At 43.0% G+C, this 25,133-nt stretch carries 29 protein-coding genes and 1 riboswitch; of the genes, 20 read left to right on the top strand and 9 right to left on the bottom strand.

Annotation, left to right across the window (positions count from 1 at the left end; translation table 11 throughout):
• Positions 1-213: 213 nt before the first annotated feature.
• Positions 214-1,371 carry a THUMP domain-containing class I SAM-dependent RNA methyltransferase gene (locus CJU60_RS05140; protein ID WP_095713153.1) on the top strand — a complete coding sequence of 386 codons (1,158 nt, stop codon included), beginning with the start codon at positions 214-216 and terminating at the stop codon, positions 1,369-1,371.
• 52 nt (positions 1,372-1,423) lie between these two features.
• On the opposite strand, the gene CJU60_RS05135 is transcribed toward CJU60_RS05140, so the two are convergent.
• Positions 1,424-1,576, bottom strand: a complete 153-nt coding sequence (locus tag CJU60_RS05135; RefSeq protein WP_003153548.1) for a YpzG family protein — start codon at positions 1,574-1,576, stop codon at positions 1,424-1,426.
• Positions 1,577-1,737: 161 nt separating this feature from the next.
• Between CJU60_RS05135 and CJU60_RS05130 the strand changes: the two genes are divergently transcribed.
• Together CJU60_RS05130 and CJU60_RS05125 are read left to right on the top strand one after the other, a co-directional pair.
• On the top strand, positions 1,738-1,932 hold the full coding sequence (locus tag CJU60_RS05130) for a hypothetical protein (RefSeq protein ID WP_024121821.1): 195 nt from the start codon (positions 1,738-1,740) through the stop codon (positions 1,930-1,932).
• A gap of 102 nt (positions 1,933-2,034) precedes the next feature.
• Positions 2,035-3,960, top strand: a complete 1,926-nt coding sequence (locus CJU60_RS05125) for an ATP-dependent DNA helicase (RefSeq protein ID WP_095713152.1) — start codon at positions 2,035-2,037, stop codon at positions 3,958-3,960.
• A 45-nt stretch (positions 3,961-4,005) separates the two neighbouring features.
• On the opposite strand, the gene kduD is transcribed toward CJU60_RS05125, so the two are convergent.
• Positions 4,006-4,770 (bottom strand): 2-dehydro-3-deoxy-D-gluconate 5-dehydrogenase KduD, encoded by a 765-nt coding sequence (gene kduD, locus CJU60_RS05120; RefSeq protein ID WP_095713151.1) that lies wholly within the window; start codon positions 4,768-4,770, stop codon positions 4,006-4,008.
• Position 4,771: 1 nt separating this feature from the next.
• Entirely contained in the window at positions 4,772-5,599 is an 828-nt protein-coding gene (kduI, locus tag CJU60_RS05115; RefSeq protein WP_024121818.1) for a 5-dehydro-4-deoxy-D-glucuronate isomerase, read from the bottom strand.
• 223 nt (positions 5,600-5,822) lie between these two features.
• Between kduI and CJU60_RS05110 the strand changes: the two genes are divergently transcribed.
• From CJU60_RS05110 to CJU60_RS05045, 14 genes are all read left to right on the top strand, one after another.
• On the top strand, positions 5,823-6,842 hold the full coding sequence (locus CJU60_RS05110) for a LacI family DNA-binding transcriptional regulator (protein ID WP_095713150.1): 1,020 nt from the start codon (positions 5,823-5,825) through the stop codon (positions 6,840-6,842).
• Between the two features lie 34 nt (positions 6,843-6,876).
• Complete coding sequence (gene kdgK / locus CJU60_RS05105; RefSeq protein WP_095713149.1) at positions 6,877-7,851, top strand: 2-dehydro-3-deoxygluconokinase; 975 nt, start codon at positions 6,877-6,879, stop codon at positions 7,849-7,851.
• 1 nt (position 7,852) lies between these two features.
• Positions 7,853-8,443, top strand: a complete 591-nt coding sequence (gene eda, locus CJU60_RS05100; protein WP_095713148.1) for a bifunctional 4-hydroxy-2-oxoglutarate aldolase/2-dehydro-3-deoxy-phosphogluconate aldolase — start codon at positions 7,853-7,855, stop codon at positions 8,441-8,443.
• Between the two features lie 49 nt (positions 8,444-8,492).
• Positions 8,493-9,485 (top strand): 2-keto-3-deoxygluconate transporter, encoded by a 993-nt coding sequence (kdgT, locus tag CJU60_RS05095; RefSeq protein ID WP_095713147.1) that lies wholly within the window; start codon positions 8,493-8,495, stop codon positions 9,483-9,485.
• A 112-nt stretch (positions 9,486-9,597) separates the two neighbouring features.
• A complete protein-coding gene (locus CJU60_RS05090) occupies positions 9,598-11,103 on the top strand; it encodes a carboxypeptidase M32 (protein WP_095713146.1) in 1,506 nt (501 codons plus the stop codon).
• A gap of 143 nt (positions 11,104-11,246) precedes the next feature.
• A riboswitch (purine riboswitch) is annotated at positions 11,247-11,346 on the top strand.
• A 91-nt stretch (positions 11,347-11,437) separates the two neighbouring features.
• Complete coding sequence (gene xpt / locus CJU60_RS05085; RefSeq protein ID WP_095713157.1) at positions 11,438-12,022, top strand: xanthine phosphoribosyltransferase; 585 nt, start codon at positions 11,438-11,440, stop codon at positions 12,020-12,022.
• Entirely contained in the window at positions 12,019-13,335 is a 1,317-nt protein-coding gene (gene pbuX, locus CJU60_RS05080) for a xanthine permease PbuX (RefSeq protein WP_095713145.1), read from the top strand. The genes xpt and pbuX overlap by 4 nt, the downstream gene beginning before the upstream one ends.
• 73 nt (positions 13,336-13,408) lie before the next feature.
• The gene (locus tag CJU60_RS05075; RefSeq protein WP_095713144.1) at positions 13,409-14,506 is read left to right on the top strand and encodes a type III polyketide synthase; all 1,098 of its coding nucleotides are present in this window, start codon (positions 13,409-13,411) and stop codon (positions 14,504-14,506) included.
• A gap of 3 nt (positions 14,507-14,509) precedes the next feature.
• Positions 14,510-15,016, top strand: a complete 507-nt coding sequence (locus CJU60_RS05070) for an isoprenylcysteine carboxyl methyltransferase family protein (RefSeq protein WP_024121809.1) — start codon at positions 14,510-14,512, stop codon at positions 15,014-15,016.
• 70 nt (positions 15,017-15,086) lie between these two features.
• Positions 15,087-15,176 (top strand): Fur-regulated basic protein FbpC, encoded by a 90-nt coding sequence (fbpC, locus tag CJU60_RS05065; RefSeq protein WP_100069434.1) that lies wholly within the window; start codon positions 15,087-15,089, stop codon positions 15,174-15,176.
• A gap of 178 nt (positions 15,177-15,354) precedes the next feature.
• A complete protein-coding gene (gene dynA, locus CJU60_RS05060) occupies positions 15,355-18,936 on the top strand; it encodes a dynamin GTPase (protein WP_095713143.1) in 3,582 nt (1,193 codons plus the stop codon).
• A 64-nt stretch (positions 18,937-19,000) separates the two neighbouring features.
• Positions 19,001-19,258 (top strand): YpbS family protein, encoded by a 258-nt coding sequence (locus CJU60_RS05055; RefSeq protein WP_024121807.1) that lies wholly within the window; start codon positions 19,001-19,003, stop codon positions 19,256-19,258.
• Positions 19,259-19,332: 74 nt separating this feature from the next.
• The gene (locus CJU60_RS05050) at positions 19,333-19,479 is read left to right on the top strand and encodes a hypothetical protein (protein ID WP_003230761.1); all 147 of its coding nucleotides are present in this window, start codon (positions 19,333-19,335) and stop codon (positions 19,477-19,479) included.
• A gap of 97 nt (positions 19,480-19,576) precedes the next feature.
• Entirely contained in the window at positions 19,577-20,464 is an 888-nt protein-coding gene (locus CJU60_RS05045) for a 5'-3' exonuclease (RefSeq protein WP_095713142.1), read from the top strand.
• An 8-nt stretch (positions 20,465-20,472) separates the two neighbouring features.
• Here the strand turns inward: CJU60_RS05045 and sspL are convergent, their stop codons facing one another.
• The 3 genes from sspL to CJU60_RS05030 are packed head-to-tail and all read right to left on the bottom strand — an operon-like array spanning position 20,473 to position 21,730.
• Positions 20,473-20,601: a small, acid-soluble spore protein L gene (gene sspL / locus CJU60_RS05040; RefSeq protein ID WP_010334670.1), complete on the bottom strand. Its 129-nt coding sequence runs from the start codon at positions 20,599-20,601 to the stop codon at positions 20,473-20,475.
• Between the two features lie 41 nt (positions 20,602-20,642).
• Positions 20,643-21,041, bottom strand: a complete 399-nt coding sequence (locus CJU60_RS05035; RefSeq protein WP_024121805.1) for a reverse transcriptase-like protein — start codon at positions 21,039-21,041, stop codon at positions 20,643-20,645.
• A complete protein-coding gene (locus CJU60_RS05030; RefSeq protein WP_024121804.1) occupies positions 21,041-21,730 on the bottom strand; it encodes a queuosine precursor transporter in 690 nt (229 codons plus the stop codon). Before CJU60_RS05030 ends, CJU60_RS05035 begins: the two co-directional genes overlap by 1 nt.
• Positions 21,731-21,812: 82 nt before the next feature.
• Between CJU60_RS05030 and CJU60_RS05025 the strand changes: the two genes are divergently transcribed.
• Together CJU60_RS05025 and CJU60_RS05020 are read left to right on the top strand one after the other, a co-directional pair.
• On the top strand, positions 21,813-22,493 hold the full coding sequence (locus tag CJU60_RS05025) for a ribonuclease H family protein (protein ID WP_095713156.1): 681 nt from the start codon (positions 21,813-21,815) through the stop codon (positions 22,491-22,493).
• Positions 22,486-22,668, top strand: coding sequence for a zinc-finger domain-containing protein (locus CJU60_RS05020; protein WP_024121802.1), 183 nt, complete (start codon positions 22,486-22,488; stop codon positions 22,666-22,668). Before CJU60_RS05025 ends, CJU60_RS05020 begins: the two co-directional genes overlap by 8 nt.
• A gap of 26 nt (positions 22,669-22,694) precedes the next feature.
• Here CJU60_RS05020 and CJU60_RS05015 read toward each other — a convergent pair whose 3' ends face one another.
• Positions 22,695-22,964 carry a DUF2564 family protein gene (locus CJU60_RS05015; RefSeq protein ID WP_024121801.1) on the bottom strand — a complete coding sequence of 90 codons (270 nt, stop codon included), beginning with the start codon at positions 22,962-22,964 and terminating at the stop codon, positions 22,695-22,697.
• 156 nt (positions 22,965-23,120) lie between these two features.
• Here CJU60_RS05015 and degR point away from each other — a divergent pair, with 156 nt between their 5' ends.
• Positions 23,121-23,303, top strand: a complete 183-nt coding sequence (gene degR, locus CJU60_RS05010; RefSeq protein WP_010334663.1) for a transcriptional regulator DegR — start codon at positions 23,121-23,123, stop codon at positions 23,301-23,303.
• 43 nt (positions 23,304-23,346) lie between these two features.
• Here the strand turns inward: degR and cspD are convergent, their stop codons facing one another.
• Positions 23,347-23,547 carry a cold-shock protein CspD gene (cspD, locus tag CJU60_RS05005; protein ID WP_003153604.1) on the bottom strand — a complete coding sequence of 67 codons (201 nt, stop codon included), beginning with the start codon at positions 23,545-23,547 and terminating at the stop codon, positions 23,347-23,349.
• A 245-nt stretch (positions 23,548-23,792) separates the two neighbouring features.
• Entirely contained in the window at positions 23,793-24,941 is a 1,149-nt protein-coding gene (locus CJU60_RS05000; protein WP_095713141.1) for a diglucosyl diacylglycerol synthase, read from the bottom strand.
• Positions 24,942-25,133: the final 192 nt, after the last annotated feature.

Genomic DNA, 25,133 nt, shown 5'->3' with positions numbered 1-25,133 from the left:
TTGACGGAATTCAACGGAGAGAAGGACAGAATGCTTTCTGTAGATAGATGATTGCCGCCTGAGTACGAGGTGATGAGCCGATTGCAGTACGATGGAACAAAACATGGCTTACAGAACGTTAGACCATTAAATTAAATGATGAAATCAAGCTCTCCCGTATAAGGAGAGCTTTTATCTTGATGAGAGAAAAGTTTTAAAAGACAGGGTGATACGATGAAGAAGTATACACTAATTGCAACAGCGCCGATGGGCATTGAAGCTGTAGTTGCAAAAGAAGTTCGTGACTTAGGATATGAATGCAAGGTTGATAACGGAAAAGTTATCTTCGAAGGGGATGCGCTTGCGATTTGCCGTGCGAATCTTTGGCTGAGAACGGCGGACCGTGTAAAAGTTCAAGTTGCTACATTTAAAGCAAAAACATTTGATGAGCTGTTTGAAAAAACGAAAGCGGTTAACTGGCGTTCATTTATACCGGAGAACGGGAAATTCCCTGTCATCGGTAAATCCGTTAAATCAACACTTGCAAGCGTTCCCGACTGTCAGCGGATCGTCAAAAAAGCGATTGTTGAAAAGCTGAAGCTGCAGTCCGGCAAAGCCAATGACTGGATCGAAGAAACAGGCGCCGAATATAAGGTGGAAATTTCTTTATTGAAAGATCAGGCGGTTATTACACTTGATACGTCAGGGACAGGCCTCCACAAACGGGGATACCGCGTGGATCAGGGAGGAGCGCCCATTAAAGAAACGCTTGCTGCCGCTTTGGTGCAATTAACAAATTGGACTCCGGACCGTCCATTTGTCGATCCTTTTTGCGGTTCCGGAACGATCGCGATTGAAGCCGCATTAATCGGCCAAAATATCGCCCCGGGATTTAACCGCGATTTTGTCTCAGAGGATTGGGAGTGGATCGGTAAAGATCTGTGGGACAAAGCACGTCTTGAAGTCGAAGAAAAGGCAAACTATGATCAGCCGCTTACGATTTTCGCCAGTGACGTAGATCACCGCATGGTGCAAATCGCAAAAGAAAATGCAGAGGAAGCGGGACTGAGCGAATTAATCGAATTTAAACAAATGCAGGTAAAGGACTTCACTACAAAACATGAGTTTGGCGTGATTGTCGGAAACCCGCCGTACGGAGAACGTCTCGGCGAGAAAAAAGCCGTTGAGCAGATGTACAAAGAAATGGGACAGGCGTTCGAACCGCTTGATACGTGGTCTGTGTATATGCTGACTTCAAATGAAAATTTTGAGGAAGCATATGGAAGAAAAGCAACGAAGAAACGAAAGCTCTTTAATGGATTTATTAAGACGGATTACTATCAGTACTGGTCTAAAGTAAGACCTCAGCGTAATAAAACGGAACACGCATAAAAAGAAGACGCTCTGGATGCGTCTTCTTTCATCTTTCAGCCATATTCTATCGTTACCAACGGTGCGCTTTCGCGTTACTTCTTAATATAATGTTGGTTTGGGACATTTCGGTGTGACCGTTTACTTGAGACTTAGAACGTTTAGGCCGCGTCCAATTGTGATGAAACAGTTCAGAATGCTGATCTAATCGGTCTTTATAACTCATGTCAACATCACTCCCTGATAGAATATTGTTGATAAGACGGATAGTCCATGACGGAGTATCGGATGTAGTTTGTGCACATTTCAGTGATAACATGCGGAAAGCATGTATATAAAATGAAAAGTTCGCATACAATGATGATTATTTCAATTAGAGGTGATCTCATGCTGAACAGCGAACATTTTAATCTCATTCAAAGGGCGCTTGACGCAACCGCAAACGAGCTGAAGGAGCTCAGAGCTGATGATGCGTCTCCGTCTGTGATTTCACATGCGCAAAATAATTTAGAAAAAGCGGTGGAACATATTCATTCAACAGACCATCCTTTTTTATCCTCGCATGTGATCAACCGAAAGTAAGTCACAAAAAGCTTGGCACTGCCAAGTTTTTTTATTGTATTCAGCGGCGGGAAATGATAATATTGATGGTCTGAATGCCGAATAGTTGGGGGTTGGAACTGGGTGACAACATCACGTTTGCCTTTTTCTTTAACAAAAACAAAGAATTTTTATGAAGAATTGAACAATTGGATTGGTGACGTGTTTTACGATATTCTTCCCGAAAAAGGGTTTGATCTTCGAGATGAGCAAGTGTTCATGGCTTTTCAGCTGGAACGGGCGTTTAAAGAGAAAAAAGTCATGTTTGCCGAAGCCGGAGTAGGAACGGGGAAAACACTTGTTTACCTTCTTTTTGCGATCAGTTATGCAAGATATGTCGGAAAACCCGCTATTATCGCTTGTGCTGATGAAACGCTAATCGAACAGCTCGTGAAAAAAGAGGGAGACATTTCGAAGCTGGCTGAACATTTGGATCTTAAGATTGACACAAGGCTATCGAAATCACATGAGCAGTATCTATGCTTGAAAAAGCTTGAAAAAACAATGCAGCGATCTGATGATGAAAAGTGGCTTGATCTTTATGAAGCTTTACCGTCATTTGTCCATGAGTCACAGGCCATGCAGCGGTTTTATCCATACGGTGACCGAAAGCAGTACGCTAACCTTTCGAATGAAGAATGGTCGCAAGTAAGCTACGACTCGTTTCAAGATTGCCTGACATGTGATATGAGACATAGATGCGGCTTGACGCTATCAAGAGATTATTATCGCAAGTCAACAGACTTGATCATTTGTTCTCATGATTTCTATATGGAACATGTATGGACGGAAGAATCGCGCAAACGGGAGGGACAGCTGCCGCTCTTGCCTGATCATAGTGCGGTTGTATTTGATGAAGGGCATCTGTTAGAGTTTGCTGCGCAAAAAGCATTAACCTACAGAGTCAAGCAATCAACTCTTGAATTATTTTTAGAACGTTTGCTTCAAAATGACATTAGAGAAGAATTTGCTGAATTGATAGAAGACGCACTTGCTGCAAACGACGAATTTTTCTATGTTCTTTCTGAAGAATCAAGAGAAGTTGCCGGGTCGCACCGTTTGGAAATAAAGAATGATCAGCGTGTCAAAAAGGCGGCGGACGAGCTGTGCCGGTTGCTTGATAAAATTGGTGAAGCACTCGTATTTGAGTCAGAAATGTACACCATTGATCAATACGAGCTGTCAGTCGTAGAGGAATACGTTGAGCAAATGGCGTATTCATTATCTTTATATCAAAAGGATGCGATCAGCTGGCTGGAGCAAAAGGAAGCGGAATCCACTTTTGTCGTGATGCCGAGAACAGTAGCAGAAGTGCTTGGCGAGAAAGTGTTTTCAAAGAAAATTCCGTATATCTTTTCTTCTGCAACGCTGTCAGAAGGCGGTTCGTTTGACTATATTGCGGACAGTCTGGGGATTCACGATTACTTATCGTTAACGGTTGATTCTCCTTATGATTATGACGAACAAATGACCGTTACCCTTTATGGGAAAACAGAAATGAGCGCAGAACAAAAAACAGCTCAAACAATAGAGACAATTAAGCACTATAAAGGCAGAACGCTGGTGCTCTTCCCGTCTTTTGAGGAATTAAACGAGTTTAAGGAGCTCGCAGCTGCTTGGGAGCTGCCGTATCCGATTTACTTTGAAGGCGACGAGGAAATCAGCAGCTTAGTAGAAAAATTCCAAGGGGAAGAGGAAACGGTTTTATGTTCAGTTCACCTATGGGAAGGGCTTGATATTCCTGGTGACGCATTGAAGAATGTCACGATCTGGTCATTGCCGTTTCCGCCTCATGACCCTGTATTTACGGCAAAACGCAACAGTGCGAGAAAAGACCCGTTTGAAGAGGTTGACCTTCCGTATATGCTGTTGCGAGTGCGGCAGGGGATTGGCCGTCTGATTCGCTCAAATCAAGACAGCGGCTCGATTCATATTTATGCGGACGGAGAAAATGAACGCATCATTGATGAAGTGAAAAAGGTCTTACCTGTTGAACCGCATATGATGTAATCACGAAAAAGCTGATGATCATGGATCATCAGCTTTTTCATTTTGTCAGCGGGCAAGCCAGCCGCCGTCTACTGCTAAAATATGTCCATTGACATAATCAGAAGCGCGAGATGCCAGAAAAACAGCCGTCCCGCCGATATCATCAGCTTTGCCCCAGCGGCCGGCAGGAATCCTTTTTAAAATGTCTTCATTTCGCTTTTCATCATCCCGGATAGGCTGTGTATTGGCAGTTGATATATAGCCAGGCGCTATCGCGTTAACTTGTACGCCGGAAGCGGCCCACTCATTTGCAAACGATTTTGTTAAACCAGCAACGGCATGTTTGCTTGCTGTATAGGCTGGAACAAGAATGCCGCCTTGAAAAGAGAGGAGAGAGGCAATATTGATAACCTTCCCATGACCTCTTTTCAGCATGTGTCTGCCCGCTAGCTGGGTCAGGATAAATAAGCTGTTTAGGTTCACATTCAGCACGTTATGCCAGTTCTCTTCAGCGAAAGTGTCCGCTTTTTCCCGGTGAATAATCCCGGCGTTATTGACAAGGATGTCGATTTGCTGTGTTTCAAACAGTTCAGCCGCTGTATCCTTTATTGCATCAGGCTTACTCATATCCAATGTAAAGGTAGTGAATGTGCGGCCTTCTTGTTCCACAAGCTGCTGTGTTTCAGAGAGGCTGCTTTTATGTGATGTGCCGATAATATCAGCACCGGCGCCTGCCAGCGCTTTGGCGATTCCTTGGCCGATTCCCGTACCCGGCCCTGTCACCAGTGCCGTTTTTCCTTCTAATGAAAATGCCTCTTGCAGATAACTCATCTTATTTCAGCCCATCCATTGGCACAAGATCCATGTCCGTAAATGTGTAGTTTTCACCAGCCATCGCCCATACAAAACTGTAGTTAGATGTTCCTGCGCCAGAATGAATGGACCAGGCAGGAGAAAGGACAGCCTGCTCGTTTCCGACGACAAGGTGGCGTGTTTCATCCGGCTGACCCATGAAGTGAAAAACCTTTGAATCCTTCTCAAGATCAAGGTAGAGATAAGCCTCCATCCGGCGATCATGAACGTGTGCCGGCATGGTGTTCCAGTTATTGTTTTCGTCTAGCATCGTGATCCCCATCATCAGCTGACAGCTTTGAATGCCATCTTGATGAATGACTTTGTACAAGCTTCTTACATTTGATGCTGCTGCGTCACCGAGCCGGTCCGGTGTCAGTTCAGAAAGAGCGGCTTTTTGCGTCGGATAGCTTTGATGCGCGCCCGAGGAGACGAAGTAAAACTTTGCTGTTTCTCCGTTTAGGCTTTTAAATGCTACATCCCGATTGCCCATCCCGATATATAGAAAATCCTTTGTTTGAAGCACGTATTCATCATCGCCGACTTTAACTGCACCAGGTTGGCCGACGTTAATAATACCGATTTCACGCCGTTCCAGAAAAAAGTCCGTTTTAAGAAAGTCTCCGGCATCAAGCTTCAGTTCGCTCTGTCCGGGTGCTGCACCGCCTATCACAACGCGGTCTTCATGGGAGTAATACATGGTCAGCTTATTTTCTGTAAATAACGTATCCATTAAAAAATGACTGCGAAGCTCCTCGGTTGTAAAGCGTTTTACTTGTTCAGGGTGTACAGAGTAACGATTTTCCATTGGATTTCCCCCTTGGTTAGGATTTCAGCATCACTTGAATGAAAATATTTTGGTAACGGTTTCAAAGAAAATTTTAGGATAAATAGAGAAAAGAGTCAACGGAAATTTTGTGAATAAGCACATTATTAAAAAAATACTTTTCAATTTTAAAAAATATGGTATTCTTGTGTTGTAACGGTTTTGAAATCGGTTTCAAATTATAAGACGATACAGGAGCACTTGAATGAAAAAGAAAACAACAGGCCATATCACCATCAAAGACGTAGCTGAATTTGCAGGAGTATCAAAATCAACTGTTTCTCGTTATATTAATGGGAAAATTGACGTGATTTCTCCTGAAAAGGTAAAAAACATAAAAAAGGCAATCACTGAATTGAATTATCGGCCGAGTAAAATGGCACAAGGTTTGAAAATAAAAAAAAGCAAATTAATCGGATTTGTTGTTGCCGACATTACAAATCCCTTTTCAGTCGCAGCATTTAGGGGAGTTGAAGAGGTTTGTGATCAATATGGCTACAGCATAATGGTGTGCAACACTGATAACAGTCCTGAAAAAGAACGGGAAATGCTGCTAAAGCTCGAAGCACACTCTGTAGAAGGGCTGATTTTGAATGCAACCGGGGAAAACAAGGATATTTTATATTCCTTTGCCGAACAGCAGGTGCCGACAGTATTAATTGACCGCAAATTGCCGGATCTGAAACTGGATACCGTAACGACTGACAACAGAAGGATAACTGAAGAGATCCTTCAGCAGATTTACAAAAAAGGGTACACAGATGTCGCGCTGTTTACTGAACCGATTGCATCCATCAGCCCCCGGGCGGAAAGAGCGGCTGTTTATCAGGAGATTGCTGCGGTGCGAAATGTGAATGGACTCAGGCGAATGTATGAAATTGACGTCAAAGACAAAGAGCAGCTTGAGAAGGCGCTGTGCTCTTTTATGAATGAGATGCCTGAGCAAAAAAAAGCGATTCTTGCTTTAAATGGGTTGATTATGCTGAAAATTATTAGCTGTATGGAAGAAATAGGGCTGCGCATTCCCGAAGATACGGGGATTGCCGGATTCGATGATACGGAATGGTATAAACTCATCGGCCCGGGCATTACAACAATCGCCCAGCCGTCACATGATATGGGCAAGACGGCGATGGAACGCGTATTAAAAAGGATTGAAGGTGACGAGGGAGCGCCTCAAACCATCGAATTAGAGGCAAAAGTCATCATGAGAAAGTCACTTTAATCCAAGGTGCCCTCAACTAAGAGGAGGTTGGGAAATGAAGCTTGATGCGATTACTTTCGGCGAATCGATGGCCATGTTTTACGCAAATGAGTACGGAGGCCTTCATGAAGCTTCCACATTCTCAAAAGGACTGGCCGGGGCAGAAAGCAATGTGGCTTGCGGTCTGGCCAGACTTGGCTTTCAAATGGGCTGGATGAGCAAAGTCGGCAATGATCAACTCGGAACATTTATTCTTCAGGAGCTGAAAAAAGAGGGAGTGGATGTGTCTCGCGTGATCCGGTCTCAGGATGGCAATCCAACGGGGCTGCTGCTAAAGTCCAAAGTGAAAGAAGGCGATCCTGAGGTAACCTATTACAGGAAGAACTCGGCTGCAAGCACTTTAACAGCTGCTGAATACCCAAGAGACTATTTTCAAAGCGCAGACCATCTGCATGTTACAGGTATTCCCCCGGCTTTGTCCGCCGATATGAAAGAATTCGCCTATTATGTGATGAAAGACATGAAACAGGCTGGAAAAACCACCTCATTAGACCCTAACCTAAGACCCGCACTTTGGCCTGATCAAGCAACAATGGCACATACGATTAATGATTTGGCGGGACTTGCGGATTGGTTCTTCCCTGGAATCGCAGAGGGAGAGCTATTGACTGGCGAAAAAACGCCTGAAGGCATTGCAGATTTTTATCTGAAAAAAGGTGTCAGCTTTGTCGCTATTAAACTTGGAAAAGAAGGCGCTTACTTTAAATCAAAGGAAAGTGAAGGATATACAGAAGGCTTCCGGGTTGATCAGGTTGTTGACACAGTCGGCGCCGGAGACGGATTTGCTGTCGGCGTCATCAGCGGAATTCTTGATGGCTTGCCGTACAAGGATGCAGTGCAAAGGGGTAATGCGATCGGAGCATTGCAAGTTCAGGCACCGGGGGACATGGACGGTCTGCCGACAAGGGAAAAATTAGCCGCATTTCTATCTGCTCAAAGAACAGTTCACCACAAGAAAGGGGATTGTTAATATGGAGTCCAATGTAGTAGAAAACCGTCTGAAAGAAGCCAAGCTGATTGCAGTCATTCGTTCAAAGGATAAACAGCAGGCCTGTCAGCAGATTGAGAGTTTGATAGATAAAGGGATTCGGACAATTGAAGTCACTTATACGACACCTGGAGCTTCTGCTATTATTGAGTCCTACAGAAATCGGGAAGATGTCTTAATCGGAGCGGGCACGGTCATCACTGCGCAGCAGGCGGGAGAAGCTGCGGAAGCAGGAGCACAATTTATTGTCAGTCCGGGTTTTTCAACAGATCTTGCTGAACACCTATCGTTTATGAAGACGCATTATATCCCTGGCGTACTGACACCGAGCGAAATTATGAAAGCGTTGACATGTGGATTTACTACATTAAAGCTGTTTCCAAGCGGTGTATTCGGCATCCCTTTTATGAAAAATTTAGCGGGCCCTTTTCCGCAGGTTACTTTTATACCGACTGGCGGGATCCATCCGTCTGAGGTTCCGGAATGGCTCAAGGCAGGGGCAGGTGCCGTCGGAGTCGGAAGCCAGCTGGAAAGCTGTTCAAAAGAGGATTTACAGGCTGTTTTCCAAGTGTAGCCACATAAGGGGTATTGTTTTTCCATAACCGGAGGATGGGAGAATATATATGAAAATCAAAGCGACAATTGAACGGGTACCTGGCGGAATGATGATTATTCCGCTGTTTCTGGGAGCAGCGCTTAATACGTTTGCGCCTGGAACAGCAGAGTTTTTTGGAGGGTTTACGGGTGCGCTTATTACAGGAACCCTTCCCATACTAGGCGTTTTTATCTTTTGCGTTGGAGCGACGATTGATTTCCGTTCTTCAGGCTATATTGCGAGAAAAGGGATTACCTTATTATTGGGAAAGATCGGGTTTGCGGCACTGCTCGGTGTGATTGCGGCTCAATTTATACCCGATGAAGGCATACAATCCGGATTCTTTGCAGGTCTTTCTGTTCTAGCCATTGTTGCAGTGATGAATGAAACGAACGGCGGCCTTTATTTGGCGCTCATGAATCATATGGGCAGGAAAGAAGATGCCGGCGCATTCGCGTTTATCAGTACAGAATCTGGACCTTTTATGACCATGGTTACATTCGGTGTTACCGGACTGGCTGCTTTTCCGTGGGAAACGCTGGCGGCAACAGTCATCCCGTTTTTGCTCGGCTGCATACTTGGAAATCTTGATCATGATCTGAGAGACTTATTCAGCAAGGTAGTGCCGGCAATCATTCCGTTTTTTGCATTTTCACTTGGGAACACTTTAAATTTTGGAATGCTGATTCAGTCAGGGTTATTAGGCATTTTGGTCGGTGTCTCTGTTGTCATCTTATCCGGCGGTTCCTTGTATTTGCTTGATCGTTTCATTGCCCGGGGAGATGGTGTCGCGGGGGTGGCAGCTTCATCAACAGCGGGAGCGGCCGTCGCCGTGCCATACGCCTTAGCGGAAGCGAATTCTGCGTTTGCACCCGTTGCTGAATCTGCAACTGCAATCATTGCGACAAGCGTTATTGTCACCTCTTTGTTAACACCTCTGGTAACAGTGTGGGCGGATAAAAAAATCAATGCGAAAAAACGAAAAACACCGCCGCCAAACAATCAAATGACGATAAACTGAGTGATGAAGGCTGCCGATAACTAGACCGGCAGCCTTTTATACAAACAATTTGACTTTCAAACACCCTTCCAGTAGCCTGTAATGGAACGGCTAGAATAGGGAGGGAATGGATATGGAGATACATACATACGAAAAGGAATTTTTTGATCTTTTAAAAAGAATCTCACATTATAGTGAAGCGGTTGCATTGATGCATTGGGACTCCAGAACAGGCGCGCCGAAAAACGGCTCAGAGGACCGTGCTGAAAGCATCGGTCAGCTTTCGACAGATATATTCAATATCCAGACATCAGATCGGATGAAGGAGCTTATTGATGCGCTTTATGAACGGTTTGATGATTTGGCTGAAGATACGAAAAAGGCTGTAGAGCTGGCTAAAAAAGAGTATGAAGAAAACAAAAAAATTCCTGAAGCAGAATACAGGGAATATGTTATTCTTTGTTCAAAGGCTGAAACAGCATGGGAGGAAGCGAAAGGAAAATCTGATTTCAGCTTGTTTGCCCCTTATTTGGAGGAGCTGGTCGAATACAATAAACGATTTATTGAATATTGGGGTTATGAAGAGCATCCTTATAATGCATTGCTTGATTTGTTTGAACCAGGTGTGACAGTCAAGGTGCTTGATCAGCTGTTTTCTGAGCTGAAAGAAGCGATCATTCCTCTTATCAAACAAGTGTCAGCCTCAGAGAATAAACCGGATACAAGCTTTATCAGTGAAGTGTTCCCTAAGGAAAAACAAAAAGAACTCAGCCTTTATTTCCTGCAAGAGCTCGGCTACGATTTTGACGGCGGAAGGCTTGATGAAACCGTTCATCCATTTGCGACAACAATGAACCGCGGGGATGTTCGGGTGACGACGAGATATGATGAAAAAGATTTCCGGACAGCTATTTTCGGCACAATTCATGAATGCGGTCACGCGATCTACGAGCAAAATATTGACGAAGCGCTGAGCGGGACGAATTTATCAGACGGTGCTTCAATGGGAATTCATGAATCTCAATCATTATTTTACGAGAATTTTATTGGACGCAACAAGCATTTCTGGACACCATACTATCAGAAAATACAAGAAGCGTCTCCTGAACAGTTCGGCAACATATCGCTTGATGATTTTGTTAGGGCTGTCAACGAATCAAAACCTTCATTAATCAGAGTTGAATCGGATGAATTGACGTATCCTTTGCATATTATTATTCGTTATGAAATTGAAAAAGCGATTTTCAGCAATGAAGTATCTGTGGAAGAACTGCCTTCACTTTGGAATCAAAAATATCAGGATTATTTAGGTATTACTCCTTCTGAGGATGCAGAGGGAATCCTGCAGGATGTTCACTGGGCGGGTGGAGATTTTGGCTACTTCCCATCGTATGCACTTGGTTATATGTATGCAGCACAGCTGAAGCATAAAATGCTCGATGATCTGCCTGAATTTGATACTCTCTTGGAAAGAGGAGAGTTTCATCCGATTAAACAATGGCTGACGGAAAAAGTGCATATTCACGGAAAACGGAAAAAGCCATTAGACATTATTAAAGAAGCAACAGGTGAAGAACTGAATGTACGCTATCTGATTGATTATTTGCAAAATAAATACTCAAATCTGTATTTATCTTAATAAAAAAGCCTGGCGTTTTAAACGTCAGGCTAACTTATTAACAAAATATTCATAAAAAACGAATGATTTTTTCAAAAAAAGAATTAAAGTTCGGAAATTTTTATTTTTGTCTATGCAAGACCTTAGAATCTTGATATAATTTGTAACAATATGATAGGAACACTCATATAATCGCGTGGATATGGCACGCAAGTTTCTACCGGGCACCGTAAATGTCCGACTATGAGTGAGCAATGAGACCGGACGTGTACGGTTTTTTGTTATTTCAGCATTGCTTGCTCTTTGTTTTGAGCGGGTAATGCTTTTTTTATTATCTAAACGGAGGTATGACAGGATGGAAGCACTGAAACGAAAAATAGAGGAAGAGGGCGTCGTTTTATCAGATCAGGTATTGAAAGTGGATGCTTTTTTAAATCATCAAATTGATCCGCTGCTCATGAAGAAAATCGGTGACGAGTTTGCCGCCAGATTTGAAAAAGACGGAGTAACAAAAATTGTTACAATCGAATCATCCGGAATTGCTCCGGCCGTAATGGCTGGTTTACAAATGGGTGTGCCAGTCGTCTTCGCGAGAAAACATAAGTCTTTAACGCTCACTGACAATTTGCTGACATCGTCTGTTTATTCCTTTACGAAGCAAACAGAAAGCCAAATCGCAGTATCAGGAAACCATCTGTCAGATCAGGACCGCGTTTTGATTATTGATGACTTTTTGGCAAATGGACAAGCCGCACTTGGGCTGGTATCGATCGTACAGCAAGCTGGAGCTTCTGTCGCGGGACTTGGCATTGTCATTGAAAAATCGTTTCAGCCGGGAAGAGAAGAACTTGTGAAGCTTGGCTATCGGGTGGAATCTTTGGCAAGAATTGAATCTTTAGAAAAAGGAAAAGTATCCTTTGTACAGGAGGTTCCTTCATGAAAAACGGATTCGGCAAAACGCTGTCACTAGGGATCCAGCATGTACTCGCCATGTACGCCGGCGCCATTGTCGTTCCCCTGATTGTGGGGAAGGCGATGGGGCTGACGGCGGAGCAGCTGACCTACTTGGTGTCGATTGATATTTTTATGTGCGGTGTTGCTACACTTCTCCAAGTTTGGAGCAATCGGTTTTTCGGCATCGGGCTTCCAGTTGTGCTTGGCTGCACATTTACCGCTGTGTCACCAATGATTGCGATAGGCTCCGAATACGGAGTTTCCGCCGTTTATGGAAGTATTATCGCTTCAGGTATACTTGTAATTCTCATTTCTTTTTTCTTTGGAAAACTCGTCTCGTTTTTTCCGCCTGTCGTTACAGGTTCTGTCGTTACCATCATTGGCATTACGCTTATGCCGGTGGCCATGAATAATATAGCCGGCGGGGAAGGCAGTCCAGACTTCGGTGAACTTTCTAATCTCGCTCTCGCTTTTATCGTTTTGAGCATCATCGTGCTTCTATACCGCTTTACAACAGGATTTATCAAGTCCATCTCCATTTTGATCGGTATTTTGATCGGGACATTTATTGCGTATTTTATGGGGAAAGTTCAGTTTGATAATGTTTCAGACGCTGCCTTTGTGCAAATGATTCAGCCGTTTTATTTCGGCACACCGTCTTTTCATGCGGCCCCTATCATTACAATGTCCATCGTTGCCATCGTCAGCCTTGTGGAGTCAACGGGCGTTTACTTTGCTTTAGGCGATCTGACCAACCGCCGTCTGTCAGAAAAGGACTTATCCAGAGGATATCGTGCAGAAGGACTTGCTGTTTTGCTGGGCGGTATATTTAACGCATTTCCTTACACTGCATTTTCTCAAAACGTCGGTCTTGTCCAGCTGACAGGAATCAAGAAAAATACAGTGATTGTGGCGACAGGCGTGCTTCTAATGGCTTTTGGCCTGTTTCCCAAAATTGCTGCTTTTACGACAATCATTCCATCTGCCGTGTTAGGCGGAGCGATGGTGGCCATGTTTGGAATGGTCATTGCTTATGGCATCAAAATGCTCAGCCGAATTGATTTTGCAAAGCAGGAAAATCTGCTGATCGTTGCTTGCTCAGTGGGGCTTGGGCTCGGTGTGACAGTTGTGCCGGACATATTTAAACAGCTTCCAAGTGCCTTAACGCTTCTTACAACAAACGGCATTGTTGCCGGCAGCTTTACAGCTGTTGTCTTGAATGTGATATATAATATGTTTTCGAAAACTGAAAAAACAGAACAGAAAGCTGATGTCAATCAGCAAAAAACAGCAGTGTAAACTCCGCTTCGGTGGAGTTTTTTTGCATATAAAAAAGAAAGTTGCGGCACAATGTATGCTAAGAGGTGATCATATGGCGTTTGTTTTGTCGATCGGGACAAGTCTTCCTGAGAATGATGTGGATCAAGAAAAGGCGGCGGAGTTTGCCAGATATATGTTTCAGCATTCCTTTAAAGATATAGAACGGCTGTTAACCTCCTTTAAAAACGGGCAAATTGAATCGAGACAATTTGTGAGACCGATTGAATGGTATAAAGAAGGGCACAGCTTCGAAGAAAAAAATCAAATTTACATAGAGGAAACACTCAGGCATAGCGTCAGTGCTGTTCAAAAGTGTCTCGCAAATGAAGCCTATCTTCAAGAACCCATTCCTTATGAAAAAGTGGATGCTGTTTTTTTCGTCTCCAGCACGGGCCTTTCCACACCAAGCATTGAGGCGCGGCTGATGAATGAACTCCCGTTTTCTCCTTATACGAAGCGAATTCCGCTTTGGGGACTCGGCTGTGCAGGAGGGGCGAGCGGGCTTGCGCGCGCTGCTGAGTACTGCAAAGCGTATCCGGAGGCTTTTGTTCTTGTCATTGCTGCTGAGCTGTGCAGTCTGACATTTCAGCCTGAAGATAAAACGAAAAGCAATTTGATCGGCACATCACTTTTTGGGGATGGCATTGCAGCGGCATTATTATGCGGGGAGAAGGCGGACCGCCGGCTGACAAAGCTCCAGCTTTTGCCGAATATATCGGATTCGCAATCTGTATTGATGAAACAATCTGAAGATGTTATGGGCTGGGACTTTACCGATCATGGTTTCAAAGTCATTTTTTCAAGGGATATTCCGACTTTGGTTGAAAAATGGTTGAAGACAAATGTCCAGGCTTTTTTGAATGGACATCAGCTTTCATTCAGCGATATTACGGTCTTTCTGGCTCATCCAGGCGGAAAAAAAGTCATTGATGCATACATTAAATGTCTTGAACTGTCACCTGAGCAGCTTGCGTCTTCGCAAACTATCCTTAAAAAACACGGAAATATGTCATCAGCCACCATTCTGTATGTAATCGACCACCATCTGCAGAACGGAAGCAAAAACGAAGCAGAACGGGGGCTGATCGGTGCATTGGGGCCGGGATTTTCATCAGAATTGCTGCTGTTCAGCTGGGAAAAGGGGGCATAACTCATGTTTTGGATGCTAATCACTGTGCTCACTGCTCAAAGAGCAGCGGAAATGGCTGTGGCGAGACGAAACGAACAAAAGGTGAAAAAACAAGGTGCGATAGAGTTCGGAGAGGGTCATTATCCGTATATCATCACCATGCACATTCTTTTTTTTCTGTCTTTAATTGCCGAAGTACTATTGCTGCACAAACAGCCTTCAAACTGGTGGTCAGGCATAGCAGCGGCTATATTAGCAGTACAGGCGATTCGATATTGGGCGCTTTGTTCCTTGGGGGCATACTGGAATACAAAAATTCTTGTTGTTCCGGGTGTTGAACTTGTCAAAAAAGGGCCATACAAATGGCTGAAGCACCCAAACTATACAGTTGTCGTATTAGAAATCATCCTGATTCCGCTCTTGTATCAAGCGTACTTTACCATGTGTCTGTTTTCTCTTTTAAATGCCGTTATGCTGTCTGTCAGAATACGTGCAGAGGAGCAAGCATTACGAGAATATACAGCAAAATAGAGATTGAATATCATTCTCATCCATGTTAGAATGAACTTGAAAAAGATTCTCAATCAGGATGGTGAAGCAAATGACAATGCTGTTTTTGCTTGGGGCAGTTTGTACATATAGTGTATTAATTGGTTTTGTATTGAAAGGAATCTCTAATAAATCTGTTTAAAGAATCTGGAACTTGTAAAAAAGTTGCAGATTTTCTTTTATAGAAGCTGCCGTCTTCGGCAGCTTTTTTCTATTCTCATAAAGAAATTTGGGTCATTCTTGTGTAAAATGGAAGTGGGATTTATTCAGATCTTTCAAAAAAGATTCATAATTGAAACGGCACAAAGGGGTTCAGACTTATGACAGAACGCAGCAGACAAGAACTTTTGTACAAAACTGGGGCACTTTATGAACAATTGATTGAGAACCAGGATGAAAAAAGGGCGGCTAAACTGGCTTCAGTTGTTAAGAAAGCCGCAGATGAAGAAATTTATATCGCGTTTACAGGGCATTATTCAGCGGGGAAATCGTCATTGCTGAACTGCCTGTTAATGGAGAATATTCTGCCGACAAGTCCAATTCCGACCAGCGCTAACCTTGTTGTGATCAGAAACGGAGAAAAGCGTGTTCGTCTTCATACAACAGACGGAGCGTGTGCGGAGCTGGAGGGTGCCTATCATAAAGACAAGGTGCAGCAATATTGCAAGGATGGGGAGCAGATTGAAACTGTAGAAATTTTTGACCGGTATACTGAAATCGAACCAGGAGTTGCGTATATTGATACCCCCGGGATTGACTCAACAGATGAGGCTCATTTTTTATCGGCGGCATCTATTCTTCACCAGGCAGATGCGCTGTTTTATGTCGTACACTATAACCATGTCCACTCTGAGGAAAATGTACTGTTTCTTAGGTCAATCAAAGACAGCATTCCGAATGTCTATTTTATCGTTAATCAAATTGACAGACATGATGAGACTGAGACACGCTTTGAAGATTACAAAGCGCAAGTGGAGGAGATGCTTTGTCAAGAAGGAATTCCGAAGGATGCACTCTTTTTTACGTCGGTGACGGAACCGAATCACCCATTCAATCAAATCGGTATCCTGCGAAAAGAGTTAAAAAGAATTGAACAGCATTCAAAAAGAAATTTGCATTCCATTACTGAACAAAAAGTACAGAATTTACTGAGAGAGCACACAGAGATGCTCATGAAAGAGGATACGGACAGTCCAAGTTCTGGAGAACAGCTTGAAAAACAAGCGCGGCTGGTGGATTCCCTGCAGCTTCAATCAACCGAAGCAGCAAATAAACCGATTGAGGCAGAAAGCACGATGCAGGAGGAAGTCAATCGAATTTTAAGAAACGCTAATTTGACGCCTTTTGAAATGCGTGAACTGGCAGCAGCTTACTTAGAATCACGTGAACCCTCTTTTAAGACCGGTTTTTTCTTTTCTAAAGCAAAGACTGCACAGGAAAGAGAAAAAAGGAGAAATGAGTTTTTCTCGGATGTGAAAAAAAGAACGGAAGCTGAAGCGGATTGGCATATCATAGATATTTTGCATAAACACGCCAAGGGATTCGATATTCAATCAGCTGAAAGTGAGAAGCTGATCCAGGCCTATCGCACGCCGCTTCATATTGATATCATTGAACGCGCAGTCAAGCAAGGTGCAGCATTTTCTTCTGAATATGTCTTGCAATATACAAAAGATTTGGCGGAGCTGATCCGTAAAGAGGCGAAAGCTGAAGCGTCAGACATCATCAAAACACTTACCTCCACGGTAAAAGAGAGTACTTCTATAGAACAGGAATCGATCAATGGCCGGCTCGCGCAGGAATCGGAAAAGCTGGCTTATCTTCAAGAACAGGCCAGTCATGAACAACATGCCCGTGAGAAAGCCGACCGGATGTGGGCGATCTGGGAAGAGAAGTCTGCAAGCCCAATAAACATAGATCCGGACTGGTTTAGAACGAAGAAAAAAAAGGTCGAGGCTCCAGAACAGAAACAAAGCCAAGCACAGCATACAAAGCAGCAGACGCTAAAAACAGAAGTGAAAAGCGGGAAAGAGCTGCCGCTTCAAGAGCAGATAAAACGCTTTTACACACTGTCTGATCTATTGGGCGGATATCGTATGCTGTCAAAACAAACCTCAGCTTTTCGTGAAAGGATTAAAAGGCTGGAAGACCGAAAATTTACACTTGCTCTATTTGGCGGATTCAGTTCAGGAAAATCCTCATTTGCCAATGCGCTGGTTGGTGAAAGAGTGCTGCCGTCATCACCGACACCGACAACAGCAACGATTAACAAAATAACGAAACCGGTAAACGGCAAATCTCACAAAACAGCGGATGTCATGTTTAAGACGGAGGGTGACATAACAGCTGAAATCATGCAGCTCACAGGAATGCAAGAGGAACCACAAGGACGGTCATTTGCGGAAAAATGGAAAAAGGCAATCAAAAAAGAGCGTCTGCAAGAAGAACAAATCAACATGATCAGTCATTTCCTGCTTGCATATGAAAAATATCAGCAATATATTCAGGCCCAAAAGATATTAACGATTCCGCTCTCCGAATTAAAACCGTATGTAGCTGAGGAGACAACGGCTTGTGCTGTAAAGGAAGTGACCGTTTATTATAAAAGCCCGCTGACTGAAAAAGGGATTACGATCGTTGATACACCTGGAGCCAGCAGTCTGAATAAACGGCATACAGAACTTGCGTTTCAATATATCAAGGATGCCGATGCGTTTTTTTACATGACTTATTATCAGCATTCTTTCTCGAAAGGAGACCGCTCATTTTTACGGAAGCTGGGACTCGTGAAAGAATCGCTTAGCATGGATAAAATGTTTTTTGTCATTAATGCCGCTGATCTTGCGAAAGATAAAGCAGAGCTCGAAACGGTCACGGATTATGTCAGATCAGAGCTTTTAAAAGAAGGAATTCATGATCCGCAGCTCTTTTACGTGTCAAGTAAAGAAGAGCTCTTAGGAAAACCGGAAACGTATCATAATCAGTTCTCAAAAGCAAGAGCACATTTAGACCAGTTTGTTGAGGTCGATGTAAAGAAAGCGGCTGCGGCCCAGCTTAGCTCAGAAGCAGACAAACTATGTGAGACGGTCTTACAGCTTCATCAATCTCAGCATCAGTCCAAAGAAGAAAAGGAAGCGCAAAAAAAGCGCCTTCTGTTATCGTTTGAGCGGGCAGCTGCTGATATCAAGGAACGCCGCAATTCAGAAACCATTATTGAGAAAGTAAAAAAGGATACAAGGGAGCAGCTTTATCACATTACACAGCGTTTGTCCTTTTTTGCGAATGATTTGTTAAAATCTGCATATCATCCGGGTCTTCAAAATGGAGATTGGAAAAAGAATATCAGTGCGGCGATGAAAAGCGCATTACATGATTATCAATTTGAATATATTCAAGAGATCAAAACGCTCGACATTCGAATGAGCGGTTTCATCGAACGGCATATCACTGAAGAGTGGCTGGAAAGCTGTCAAAAAACATTGGAAGAAGACGGATATTTCTCCATTTATGCGGATGATCAGCTCTCTAACAGTATACAGCTCAAAGAAGTTGAACCTGAAATCGATGAACGTGCCTTTGAACAGGAGCAAAAACAAATCAAATCTCCGAAGCAGTTTTTTGAACAGAAAGGAAAAGCAGGCTTCATTGAAGCAGTGCGGACGAAGCTTATGAAAATAACGGAGGCCTGGATTAGAAGTGAAGAAGAAAGCCTTATATCTCATTATGCTGAATATGTCAGACACCAGCAGTATGGAATGGCGGAAAAAGCATTGGCGCAAATAGAGGGCCAAAGAGATACGTATGCAGAAGGATACGCAGAAGGGGAACATGTGAAAGAGATAGAAGATGCATATCAAGCATGTATTTCTTGGCAGAGAACAGGCGATACAATCAAAATGTAAAAATTCAGTTGGCTTGCATTTCAAGTCATGATAGACTAAATAGAAAAAGCGAGATGAACGATTGATGTCAGAGGTACATAAAGCAATTTCTGCACATTCTGCAAAACAGCACGAGCATATTAAAACATTTATGCAGCTTGAACACCTTCGTGAAATGGCGATTGAAGAAGCTGTTGCTAAATGCAAAAACGATGAGCCATTTTCAACAGATGCCATTAATGAAATTACAGAAAAGATGAATCAGCTGGCCAAGAAAGGCATCGTACCGACTAGACGTCTGGTATCAAAAGAAATGGTCAACGAATACGTCAGCCGCACATAAGCTGGATGATCCTGCCTCGAGTGTAGATCCTCCGTTACGCGCATACTATATGTATCCGACGTAAGGGGGGATTTATGTTGGGCAGAACAAAGCTGGGTAACAGAAATGCACAGGCCAATAACAATGCCAAAAAGAAAAACGGGTTTCAAACCCATTTCGACTCTTACGCAGGACGCGAAGCTGAAAAGCTGATTGCCAGCAATAAAAGACACAACGATTAATTTAACCGCAAACAGTATCTCTATACAGAGATGCTGTTTTTTATTTTCGCGGCACTTATGGTAAAATAGATCGACTGATAGAAAAAGGAGTTATCATATGAAAAATAAATTATTGCTTGTTGACGGCATGGCTCTATTATTCAGGGCATTTTTCGCCACAGCCGTGCATCGCAACTTTATGATAAATGACAGCGGGGTTCCGACAAACGGCGTTAACGGTTTTTTGAAACATTTAATCACAGCCGTGGAAACATTTCAGCCTACACATGTTGTATGCTGCTGGGACATGGGCAGCAAAACGTACCGGAATGATCTGTTTCAGGATTATAAGGCGAACCGAAGCCAGCCGCCGGTTGAGCTGATCCCGCAATTTGATCTGGCAAAGGAAGCGGCCGCTGAACTTGGCATCATGAATATTGGCCTTGCCGGGTACGAAGCGGATGATTGTATTGGAACACTTGCAGCTTTGTTTTCTGAAGAAACGGATATTACGATCGTAACAGGCGACAGGGATTTACTTCAGCTGTTAACGGACGAAGTAAGCGTTGCGCTGCTTCAAAAAGGAATCGGCAATTATAAAATGTATACAAAAGAAGTATTTTACGAAGAAACAGGTGTCCTGCCCAAGGCTTTAATTGACATCAAAGCGCTGATGGGCGATTCCAGTGATAATTATCCCGGAGTAAAAGGCATTGGAGAAAAAACCGCGTATAAACTGATTCGTGAATACGAAACAATTGACCGCTTGCTGGAGAATCTGTCTCTTCTTCCAAAGGGACAGCAGGGGAAAATTCAGCAAGGTTTAAGCGACTTGGAAATTTCGAGGAAGCTTGCTGAGATTAACTGCTCTGTGCCGTTAGCCTGTACGCTGACAGAAGCCGTTTTTACATTGAATATGGAGCAGGCGGCTGTCATGCTTCGCCGCCATCAGATCAAAGGAATAGAGCGTATGCTTGAAAAACTGAACGCTAGAGAGATCGTTTAAGATCTTCTCTAGCGTTTTGTATTGCTTTTTTTAGCTCTTTCCTCAAGCTCTGTTTTAGGGTCATTATGTGTATTTCCTTCTAAATCGCCTTGCGGGGAAACACCGCCGGTCAGCCGGCCCTTATCTTTCTTTTTCATGTTTGTTCACCTCATCAATAGGATGAACCATTCAGCTTGATTTAATTCTTATCATTCATCCGAATCGCTTCTTTTGCCAGCTGGTCGGCTTTTTGGTTTTGCTTTCCCGGAATCCATTTGATGAAAAAAAGAGGGAAGGCCATTTTTAATCGGATGATTTCTTCGACAAATGACTGAAACGCTTTATTTTTCACGATCTCCAGATCGGCTGCGCGTTCCACGATATCCGAGTCAGTTCGAAAGGAGACCGATTGATACCCGCGCGCTGCACACAGTTTCATGCCTTCAATTAACGCGAGAAATTCCGCTTCCTGATTGGTATGCATTCCAATTGGAATCGAGAAAGATTCTGCTTTTCCTTCATGTTTGATAAAAATGCCGATGCCGGAAGGCCCTGGATTACCGGCGCTCGCTCCGTCAACATAAATTTCTGTAGGCATCATGTACTCCTTTCGTCACTCGGAATCATTTTTTTCGCCGCATAAGCATAGGGCAGAGAAATCAGAGATACCGCAAACTTAATCAAATATGTAGAAATAAAAATATGTAGCCAAACATCCGCCGGATATGTACCGAAAAAAGCGACTCCGGTAAAAATGAATGTATCAAACAGCTGGCTGACTGCTGTACTGCCGCCGTTTCTCAGCCATAGAAGCCGATCGGAAGGAAATATCCTTCTAATTGCCGAATATACATAAACATCCAGTGTTTGGCTGAAGATAAAGGCAAGCAGACTTCCCAAAGCAACTCTCGGGAGAAAACCGAAAATCGTTTCCAGTGCTGTTTGTGAAATATCGCTCGAAGCGGGTTCGAAAAGCAGAACGCCCTGCATAACAAAAGTCAGTGTTAGGAGAGTCGAAAACCCGAGCCATACAGCTTTTCTCGCTTCAGCTGGCCCATATTTTTCATTCAGCACATCTGTAGCAAAAAAGATTGTGCCGTACATCACATTCCCGAGCGTTGCTGTTAAGCCAAACAGTTCAACCGTTTTGACGACTTGAAGGTTGGCACAGACTGTTGCAAAGCCGATCCACACAAATAAACCCATTTTGCCAAATCCTTTATAAAATAAAAGAACAATGATAAAATGAATGATCGCAAAAAAGATCCAAAAAGAGTTATTAAACAAAATGAAGAAGCTTCCTTTCCGGGTTAAGAATGGTTTGATTATAGCACAAGCCCGGCAACTAATGAATGGTAAGGTGATTATATTGAATCTCAGACCGCACATGAAAATAGAAGCAAAAGGGACAGGGCCTGTCTCGTTTTTGGGCGAAAACTGGCTGACTGTTCAGGAAGCACGTATGCTCGCGAGGGAACTCGGCCGTTTTCCTTATATGAAGGAACTTGAATTCGAAGATGAGAAGGGCGGCGTCTGGACGCTGAAGGAATTAGAAAAGCTGACTGAGGAGCTTGCGCATGAACCTGATGACATTACCGTTTATTTTGACGGCAGTTTCGATAAGGAAAGCCAGCTGGCCGGGCTCGGAATCGTCATTTATTATACATTGGGAGGGACGCGCCACCGCTTAAGAAAAAATAAAAGCTTCCGTCTGAAAACCAATAACGAAGCTGAATATGCCGCTCTTTATGAAGCGATAAGAGAAGTAAGAGAGCTCGGAGCTAGCAGAAATTCAATCACGATCAGAGGGGACTCTCTTGTTGTGCTGAACCAGCTTGACGGCAGCTGGCCTTGCTATGATCCCTCCCATAATGAATGGCTGGATAAAATAGAAGCGCTTCTTGAGTCACTAAAGCTGAGTCCGACATACGAAACGATACAGCGAAAAGAAAATCAGGAAGCTGATGGCCTCGCAAAAAAAATCCTATCTCATCAATTCGTAGAAAGCCACATGAAATTAGACTGTAACGGAGATGACAATATTGGATAAGAAAGCTATATATAAGGAACTGACAGAACTGCAAGATGAATATTGCAAAGACTGTTTTATTAAGAAGCAGTTTCGCAAGGAATTTGGCAAAACATACGCACATTCATTTTGTATCAATAAATGTACCGTGGGGGAAAAGCTTAAATCATATGGAGATGTCTTAACCAAGCACTAAAAAATAAAACCGCAGAAGCTGCGGTTTTATTTTTTAAATTCATCCAGCTGATGCTGGCAGGCATCTAACAGCTGCTGTTGCTGCTGTACAAATTCAGGATCATCAAGAGCTGCCAGTTCTTGAGACAGTGAAAGCTCCCTGGCGTCCTCGATGGCTTGGTATGCGGAATTGAGTAATGTTGAGCTTCGGCCTCTTGTGGCGGCGCCGGTCGTTTTCTGCGCTGTTTCCACCGCTAGCTCCAGCTGCCGTTTATCGGTAAATCCAGTCTGATCCTCTTCATGAAATTCTGAGTTCACAAAAAAACACCTCCGCAACTATTTTGCAGAGTTTTTTTAAATTTATGTGCCAAAATAGAAAATAAAATAAAAAATAAGCCGATATAACTATTGAACCTGAATGAGTAGGTCTGTTTTACTATTTGAGGTATCTTGGTAGAGAAGGGGAGCACAGCTATGGATGATAAAGACTTAAAATCGATCCTTCACAAAACATTTATAGAAATATACAATGATTTAGAAGAACTTGCGGATATTGCGAAAAAAGGAAAGCCGTCAATGGAAAAGCATATTGAAGAGATTGAGCAGAGGTGCAAACAAAACATTTTAGCGATCGAAATTCAGATGAAAATCAAATAGGAGAGGCATTTGCCTCTCCTCTATTTGTCAACTTATATTGAGTTTAGAGTTTTACAACATTAGAAGCTTGAGGTCCACGATTACCTTCGACAATTTCAAAAGAAACTTCTTGTCCTTCTTCTAATGATTTGTATCCTTCTCCTTCGATAGCTGTGAAGTGAACAAATACATCGTCTCCGCCTTCAACTTCAATGAAGCCGAATCCTTTTTCGTTGTTGAACCATTTTACTTTACCGTTTTGCATATTGCTTAATTCCTCCTAGTACTGTAGCACCTATGTGCTAAAAAAAATTTTGTATCATTTAACTTCGTTTCGTTGTTAAATGATGGTTCAACTATACACCATCTGGCAGCACGCGTCAAGTTGCGAAACTGCTTATTTTTGAAAAAAAGGGCAAGTTTCTCAAAAAAATGTAACCGCTTTTACGAAAAGATGAATGCGAATAAAAAGAGCACACGATTTTTCGTGTGCTCCTGCAAGAACATCAGTTAAGAAAGCGCCTTGGCTTTTTGTTTGGTCGTCATCATTTCTGATTCCTTCAAAATATCCTCCAAAATCACTTCAGAGGAGTGTGCCAAATGAAGACTCTTAATGTTTTTCTTCATTCGCTGTAAGGTATCTTCATCTGAAAGAAGGGAGGTGACAGACTCGAGAATCTCTTCATGCCGGTTCACGACAATGGCAGCTCCGCGGTCCTCAAAGAAATTTGCATTTTCTTTTTCTTGTCCGGGCACTGGTTTGTACAGAATGACAGGCACGCCGATAGCAGTGGCTTCTGTCAAAGTAATACCGCCTGGTTTTGTAATCATGCAATCTGTGACCCGGAAGAGCTCGTCAATTCGCTCTACATAGCCGAGAACCTTTAAGTTATCGCTGTTTTCTGCTTCAAGTGTGCTCAAGGATTCTTTTAAAGCCGTATTTTTTCCGCATACGACCACCACTTGCACCTGATCATCCATAACAAGGTTTTCGCACAGCTCTTTTACGTTCTTTAATACACCGTGTGCGCCAGCCATGATGAGCAGCACTTTTTTGTCAGGCGAAAGATCGTACTTTTTATAAATCGGCTCAACCGGCAGAGATTCTTCAAATTGAGGCCTGATCGGAATTCCCGTAATTTTCACGTTGCTGGGATGGGTCCCGATCTCAATCAGTTTTTCCTTCACATAATCTGTCGCCACATAATATTTATCCACATTTTCGTGAACCCAAATTTTATGAAGACAAAAATCAGTCATGACGTTGAAGGTAGGAATAACTCTTCCTGTTCTCCGTCTGTATTCGGGTACGACGATCATCGGAAATGTATTAATAATGATGTCGGGCTGATGTTCATCGACAAGTTCGCCCAATCGTTTATTTCCCATTTTAAAGTAAATATTAAATTTACGTTTATTATAGATTTTGTCAACTCCGTAATAAAACAAACGATAAAACTGTTTTCCGATTGAGAAGCTTTTTAAATAAAGGTACTGAGTTACCTCTGAAACAATCGGATTTGACTCTTGATACAAATTAGAAACTGTTACATGCTGAAAGCCGAGACGTACACATTGTTCATAAAGCGTTTTGGCTACCTGTACATGTCCATTTCCGTAATTTGCAGTCAAAATTAATACTCTTTTATTGGTATTCAAGTAAATTCACCTCAATGTAATCAACAACAAGCAAGCTTCATGCATCGTAAGGAGTTATTGTCTATACATAAACATAACACAAATACATAATCGAATTATTAATGCAGTGAAAAAATTAAACTAATTTTAAAAGATTCGGATTCCAGTATTTTAAATTTTTGTTATACGCATACTGAATCAGATGTATTTTAT

Origin of the sequence: Bacillus sp. 7705b (genome assembly GCF_002289525.1) — a bacterium.
Classification (GTDB): domain Bacteria; phylum Bacillota; class Bacilli; order Bacillales; family Bacillaceae; genus Bacillus; species Bacillus halotolerans.
Note: the sequence above shows the minus strand (reverse complement) of the source record. Positions and strands in the feature narration are given on the sequence as shown.

Coding starts and splice junctions, on each gene's coding strand:
- CJU60_RS05110 (WP_095713150.1), top strand. CDS start 5,823: ATGAAAAAGAAAACAACAGGCCATATCACCATCAAAGACGTAGCTGAA.
- CJU60_RS05045 (WP_095713142.1), top strand. CDS start 19,577: ATGAAAAATAAATTATTGCTTGTTGACGGCATGGCTCTATTATTCAGG.
- cspD (WP_003153604.1), bottom strand. CDS start 23,547: ATGCAAAACGGTAAAGTAAAATGGTTCAACAACGAAAAAGGATTCGGC.
- CJU60_RS05050 (WP_003230761.1), top strand. CDS start 19,333: ATGTTGGGCAGAACAAAGCTGGGTAACAGAAATGCACAGGCCAATAAC.
- CJU60_RS05090 (WP_095713146.1), top strand. CDS start 9,598: ATGGAGATACATACATACGAAAAGGAATTTTTTGATCTTTTAAAAAGA.
- CJU60_RS05135 (WP_003153548.1), bottom strand. CDS start 1,576: ATGAGTTATAAAGACCGATTAGATCAGCATTCTGAACTGTTTCATCAC.
- kduI (WP_024121818.1), bottom strand. CDS start 5,599: ATGGAAAATCGTTACTCTGTACACCCTGAACAAGTAAAACGCTTTACA.
- pbuX (WP_095713145.1), top strand. CDS start 12,019: ATGAAAAACGGATTCGGCAAAACGCTGTCACTAGGGATCCAGCATGTA.
- degR (WP_010334663.1), top strand. CDS start 23,121: ATGGATGATAAAGACTTAAAATCGATCCTTCACAAAACATTTATAGAA.
- fbpC (WP_100069434.1), top strand. CDS start 15,087: ATGACAATGCTGTTTTTGCTTGGGGCAGTTTGTACATATAGTGTATTA.
- kduD (WP_095713151.1), bottom strand. CDS start 4,770: ATGAGTTATCTGCAAGAGGCATTTTCATTAGAAGGAAAAACGGCACTG.
- dynA (WP_095713143.1), top strand. CDS start 15,355: ATGACAGAACGCAGCAGACAAGAACTTTTGTACAAAACTGGGGCACTT.
- kdgK (WP_095713149.1), top strand. CDS start 6,877: ATGAAGCTTGATGCGATTACTTTCGGCGAATCGATGGCCATGTTTTAC.
- CJU60_RS05055 (WP_024121807.1), top strand. CDS start 19,001: ATGTCAGAGGTACATAAAGCAATTTCTGCACATTCTGCAAAACAGCAC.
- kdgT (WP_095713147.1), top strand. CDS start 8,493: ATGAAAATCAAAGCGACAATTGAACGGGTACCTGGCGGAATGATGATT.
- xpt (WP_095713157.1), top strand. CDS start 11,438: ATGGAAGCACTGAAACGAAAAATAGAGGAAGAGGGCGTCGTTTTATCA.
- CJU60_RS05070 (WP_024121809.1), top strand. CDS start 14,510: ATGTTTTGGATGCTAATCACTGTGCTCACTGCTCAAAGAGCAGCGGAA.
- CJU60_RS05035 (WP_024121805.1), bottom strand. CDS start 21,041: ATGCCTACAGAAATTTATGTTGACGGAGCGAGCGCCGGTAATCCAGGG.
- sspL (WP_010334670.1), bottom strand. CDS start 20,601: ATGAAAAAGAAAGATAAGGGCCGGCTGACCGGCGGTGTTTCCCCGCAA.
- CJU60_RS05140 (WP_095713153.1), top strand. CDS start 214: ATGAAGAAGTATACACTAATTGCAACAGCGCCGATGGGCATTGAAGCT.
- CJU60_RS05075 (WP_095713144.1), top strand. CDS start 13,409: ATGGCGTTTGTTTTGTCGATCGGGACAAGTCTTCCTGAGAATGATGTG.
- eda (WP_095713148.1), top strand. CDS start 7,853: ATGGAGTCCAATGTAGTAGAAAACCGTCTGAAAGAAGCCAAGCTGATT.
- CJU60_RS05130 (WP_024121821.1), top strand. CDS start 1,738: ATGCTGAACAGCGAACATTTTAATCTCATTCAAAGGGCGCTTGACGCA.